The 5,164-nt window shown below is 72.6% G+C and carries 4 protein-coding genes and 1 pseudogene; 4 read left to right on the top strand and 1 reads right to left on the bottom strand.

The window, feature by feature from the left end:
• From IH13_RS44540 to sucD, 4 genes are all read left to right on the top strand, one after another.
• Positions 1 to 881: DUF5682 family protein (locus tag IH13_RS44540; RefSeq protein ID WP_031083795.1), on the top strand; the 881-nt coding region annotated here is incomplete at its 5' end.
• On the top strand, positions 881 to 2,206 hold the full coding sequence (locus tag IH13_RS0112395) for a VWA domain-containing protein (RefSeq protein WP_037841154.1): 1,326 nt from the start codon (positions 881 to 883) through the stop codon (positions 2,204 to 2,206). The genes IH13_RS44540 and IH13_RS0112395, both read left to right, overlap by 1 nt.
• Before the next feature lie 354 nt (positions 2,207 to 2,560).
• The gene (sucC, locus tag IH13_RS0112390) at positions 2,561 to 3,742 is read left to right on the top strand and encodes an ADP-forming succinate--CoA ligase subunit beta (protein WP_031083791.1); all 1,182 of its coding nucleotides are present in this window, start codon (positions 2,561 to 2,563) and stop codon (positions 3,740 to 3,742) included.
• 21 nt (positions 3,743 to 3,763) lie between these two features.
• Entirely contained in the window at positions 3,764 to 4,648 is an 885-nt protein-coding gene (sucD, locus tag IH13_RS0112385) for a succinate--CoA ligase subunit alpha (RefSeq protein ID WP_031083789.1), read from the top strand.
• A gap of 121 nt (positions 4,649 to 4,769) precedes the next feature.
• On the opposite strand, the pseudogene IH13_RS0112380 reads toward sucD, so the two are convergent.
• Positions 4,770 to 5,164, bottom strand: a pseudogene (locus IH13_RS0112380) (DNA-directed RNA polymerase sigma-70 factor); the annotation flags it as partial.

Here is a 5,164-nt window from a genome sequence, read left to right as displayed (position 1 = left end):
CACCGGGCCCGGACGGGCCCGCACCGGCACGGGCGGTCGGCCCCGGTCACCGACCGCTGGACGCGGTCGGCACCCCGGCCGAGGGGCCGTCCGACGTCCCGGCCGAGGGACCGTTCGGTGCCCTGGCCGACGGGCAGTCCGGCACCCCGGCCGAGGGGCGGTCCGACGTCCCGGCCGAGGGGCCCTCCGGTGCCCTGGCCGACAGGATGTCCGGGGGACTGAGGGGGCGCTGGTCCGGTGTCCTGCGCGACCTGGCGACCCGCGACTCGGTCGCGGGAGTCGTCCGGGGCCGGGCCACCCGGCTGCTCCTCGACGACGGGCACCTCCCCGAGGACGAGGCGGCACGGCTGATGGGCCTGGCCCTCTCGCCGGGGGCACCCCCCGCCGACGCCGCGGCGTGGATCGAGGGTTTCGTCGGCGGGGCGGCGGGCGGCGGCATGCTCCTCGTCCACGACGAGCGCCTCCTGCGTCTCGTCGACGGCTGGCTGACCGGCATATCGCCCGCGTCGTTCACCGCCGTGCTGCCCCTGCTCCGGCGCACCTTCTCGACGTACGACCCGGCGGTGCGCCGGAACCTGGGCGAACTGGTCCACCGAGGCCCGGTACCCGCCGGCACCCCCCGCGCCGCCGACGCCTCGGCCGCCGGCTTCGGCCCGGGATTCGACGGGGAGCGCGCCGACGCCGTGGAACCGGTGCTGCGCCTGCTTCTCGGGCTCGGCGGCGAGACGGCGAGCGGGGGAGCGAAGAGCACCCGAGCGAGAAGCACCGAAGCAGGGAGCACCGAAGCACGGAGCACCGAAGCACGGAGCACCGAAGCAAGGAGCACCGGAACGGAGAGCGCACGTGCGGAGAGGACACCCGCGGAGAGGACGGCGAGCTGATGACCGCGCCCCAGGACCCCACCGACCCCACCGACCCCACCGACCCGGCCGACCCGGCCGACCCGGCCGGCCCGGCCGGCCCCACCGATCCCGCCGACGGCCTCGGCACGACCGACGTCCTCGGCACCCCCCGTGCCGGCGTCCCCGGCACACAGGACGGGCCGGTACCGGCGGCGGAGGCGGACGACGAGCGGCTGGGCCGCTGGCGCCTGGTGCTCGGACCGGACGGAGCCGGGAGCGCCGGACGCCCGCTGACCGGCGGGGACGCGGCGATGGACGGCGCGCTGACCGCCCTCTACGGCGGGAAGGAGCCCGGTGGTCGTGCCGGGACCGGGCGTGGTGCCGGGCTGGGGGCGTCGGCCCCCTCCGTAGCCCGGTGGCTGGGCGACATCCGTACGTACTTCCCCCGCTCGGTCGTCCAGGTCATGCAGCGCGATGCCATCGACCGCCTGGGGCTGACCGCACTGCTCATGGAGCCGGAGACGCTGGCGGCCGTCGAGCCGGACGTCCATCTCGTCGGCGCGCTGCTCTCCCTGCACAAGGCGATGCCCGAGACCACCAAGGAGACGGCCCGGGCCGTCGTCCGTACCGTCGTCGAGGACCTGGAGAGGCGGCTGGCCGCCCGTACCAGGGCCACGCTCACCGGCGCGCTGGACCGCTCGGCCGCGACGGGCCGGCCGCGCTCCCGGGACATCGACTGGGGCCGGACCGTGCGGGCCAACCTCGGCCACTACCTGCCCGAGCACCGCACGGTCGTTCCCGAGAGGCTCGTCGGATACGCCCGGGCCGCCCGGTCGGTGAAGAAGGACGTCATCCTCTGCGTCGACCAGTCCGGCTCCATGGCCGCGTCCCTGGTCCACGCCGCGGTCTTCGGCGCGGTGCTCGCCTCCATGCGCACCCTGACGACCCGGCTCGTCGTGTTCGACACGGCCGTGGCCGATCTCACGGACCAGCTGGACGACCCGATCGACGTGCTGTTCGGCACCCGGCTCGGCGGTGGCACGGACATCAACCGCGCGCTCGCCTACTGCCAGTCGAGGATCACCCGTCCGGCCGACACCGTCGTCGTCCTCGTCAGTGACCTCTACGAAGGCGGTGTCCGCGACGAGATGCTCAAACGAGCGGCGGCGCTGACGGCCTCCGGGGTGCAGTTCGTGACGCTGCTCGCCCTCTCCGACGAAGGAGCGCCGGCGTACGACCGGGAGCACGCGGCAGCGCTGGGCGCGCTCGGTATCCCCACCCTCGCCTGTACGCCCGACCACTTCCCGCAGCTCATGGCGGCCGCCCTGGAGAAGCGCCCGCTGCCCGTACCGGACCCCGTCTGACCGCCCGGAGGCCCGGCGGACCGGGAAGGCGCCGGCGCGGCCCCGTCGGTACCGTCGGCCCCGCCGTCGGGCGCGGGGCTCGCGGCCGGCGGCGCAACGAACGGTGGGCGCACCCTCCGACCGGCCGTTTCGTCCCCCGCACCTCGATCACCAGGGCGATCTGTGACTGTTATCACCGCTCAGGTGTGATCTGCAATTTAGGGTCTTGCCGAACGCGGGGATAACCTGCCGGGTGGACATGCCGCGTGCCGGAACACCGAGTGCGCCTCCCCAGTGACCGCGCAGTCACGTTGCCCTCGCGGCACGCCCACGCAGAAAACGAACCGCGAGACCACTAAATAGGGACGGACGCGCGTGGACCTGTTCGAGTACCAGGCGAGGGACCTCTTCGCCAAGCACGGTGTACCGGTGCTGGCCGGTGAAGTCATCGACACGCCTGAGGCAGCCCGCGAGGCGACCGAGCGGCTGGGCGGCAAGTCCGTCGTCAAGGCGCAGGTGAAGGTCGGCGGCCGAGGCAAGGCCGGCGGCGTCAAGCTGGCCGCCAACCCCGACGAGGCGGTCGCCCGGGCGACCGACATCCTCGGCATGGACATCAAGGGCCACACGGTCCACAAGGTGATGATCGCCGAGCTGTCCCCGGAGATCGAGGCGGAGTACTACGTCTCGTACCTCCTCGACCGCACCAACCGCACCTTCCTGGCCATGGCCTCGGTGCAGGGCGGCATGGACATCGAGGAGGTCGCGGAGAAGACCCCCGAGGCCCTCGCGAAGGTCCCGGTCAACGCCGTCGACGGGGTCGACATCGCCAAGGCCCGCGAGATCGTGGCCCAGGCGAAGTTCCCGGCCGACGTGGCCGAGGGTGTCGCCGAGGCCCTGGTGACCCTGTGGGACACCTTCGTCGCCGAGGACGCCCTCCTCGTCGAGGTCAACCCGCTGGTGAAGACCAAGGACGGCCGCATCCTGGCGCTGGACGGCAAGGTCTCGCTCGACGAGAACGCCGCCTTCCGCCAGCCCGGCCACGAGGCCCTTGAGGACAAGGCCGCGGCCAACCCGCTCGAGGCCGCCGCCAAGGCCAAGAACCTCAACTACGTCAAGCTCGAGGGCGAGGTCGGCATCATCGGTAACGGTGCCGGTCTGGTCATGTCGACCCTGGACGTCGTCGCGTACGCCGGTGAGAAGCACGGCGGCGTGAAGCCCGCCAACTTCCTCGACATCGGTGGCGGCGCCTCCGCCGAGGTCATGGCGAACGGCCTGGAGATCATCCTCGGCGACCCGGACGTCACGTCCGTCTTCGTCAACGTCTTCGGTGGCATCACCGCCTGCGACGAGGTCGCCAACGGCATCGTCCAGGCCCTGGAGCTGCTCAAGTCCAAGGGCGAGGACGTCACCAAGCCGCTGGTCGTGCGCCTCGACGGCAACAACGCGGAGCTGGGTCGCAAGATCCTCTCCGACGCCAACCACCCGCTCGTGCAGCGCGTGGACACCATGGACGGCGCGGCCGACAAGGCCGCCGAGCTCGCCGCGGCTGCGAAGTAAGGGACGAGGGACTCCAACACCATGGCTATCTTCCTCACCAAGGACAGCAAGGTCATCGTCCAGGGGATGACCGGCGCGACGGGCATGAAGCACACCAAGCTCATGCTGGCCGACGGCACCAACATCGTCGGTGGCGTGAACCCGCGCAAGGCCGGTACGTCCGTCGACTTCGACGGCACCGAGGTACCCGTATTCGGTTCCGTCAAGGAAGCGATGGAGAAGACGGGCGCCGACGTGTCCGTCCTCTTCGTGCCGCCGGCGTTCGCCAAGGCCGCCGTCGTCGAGGCGATCGACGCCGAGATCCCGCTGGCCGTCGTGATCACCGAGGGCATCGCGGTCCACGACTCGGCCGCCTTCTGGGCGTACGCCGGTGCGAAGGGCAACAAGACCCGGATCATCGGCCCGAACTGCCCGGGTCTGATCACCCCCGGCCAGTCCAACGCCGGCATCATCCCGGGCGACATCACCAAGCCCGGCCGCATCGGTCTCGTGTCGAAGTCGGGCACGCTGACCTACCAGATGATGTACGAGCTCCGTGACATCGGCTTCTCCTCGGCCGTCGGCATCGGTGGCGACCCGGTCATCGGTACGACCCACATCGACGCCCTCGCGGCGTTCGAGGCCGACCCCGAGACCGACCTCATCGTGATGATCGGCGAGATCGGCGGCGACGCCGAGGAGCGCGCGGCCGACTACATCGCGAAGAACGTCACCAAGCCGGTCGTCGGTTACGTCGCGGGCTTCACCGCCCCCGAGGGCAAGACCATGGGCCACGCCGGCGCCATCGTCTCCGGCTCCTCCGGTACCGCCGCCGCCAAGAAGGAGGCCCTCGAGGCCGCCGGCGTGAAGGTCGGCAAGACGCCGACCGAGACCGCCAAGCTGGCGCGCGAGATCCTCGGCGGCTGACCGCGCGCCGTGGCGGCCCGTCCGCCGCGGCACCGCGTCACCGCACGGGAACGGCGTGGGCCCGCCCCCTCTCGCAGGGGCGCGGGCCCACGCCGTTTCCGCACGCGGCCGCGGCTTCCCGTCAGGGGATCCGCGGGACCAGGCGTTCGGGACCGTGCGCCAGTTCCCCGCGCAGCGCCTTCTGGAGCTTCAGGTCCTGCGGCGTCAGTTTCTCCGGCCCACTCAGCGGGGGCACCCCGTCCACCCGGGCGGCGGGGGCGATCGGCTGTTCGTACCGCGTCGGGGCGGTGCTGAGGGTGAAGCCCGTGGCGCAGGCGAGCAGGACACCGAAGCACACCGTCGCCCGGGTCCACTGCCGCGCCCGGCGTTCGCCTCCCGTGCGTACGTCCCCGGCCGGAGCCGGTGCGGGGACCCGTTCGGCGAGGGCGAGCGCCCCCAGCCGTTCGTGGAGCAGCGCCGGACCGTCGCCCGGGGCCGGGTGACGGTCCAGCTCCGGCAGCCGCTCGACGACGGCGG

This window comes from Streptomyces sp. NRRL WC-3549 (assembly GCF_000721935.1).
Classification (GTDB): domain Bacteria; phylum Actinomycetota; class Actinomycetes; order Streptomycetales; family Streptomycetaceae; genus Streptomyces.
Note: the sequence above shows the minus strand (reverse complement) of the source record. Positions and strands in the feature narration are given on the sequence as shown.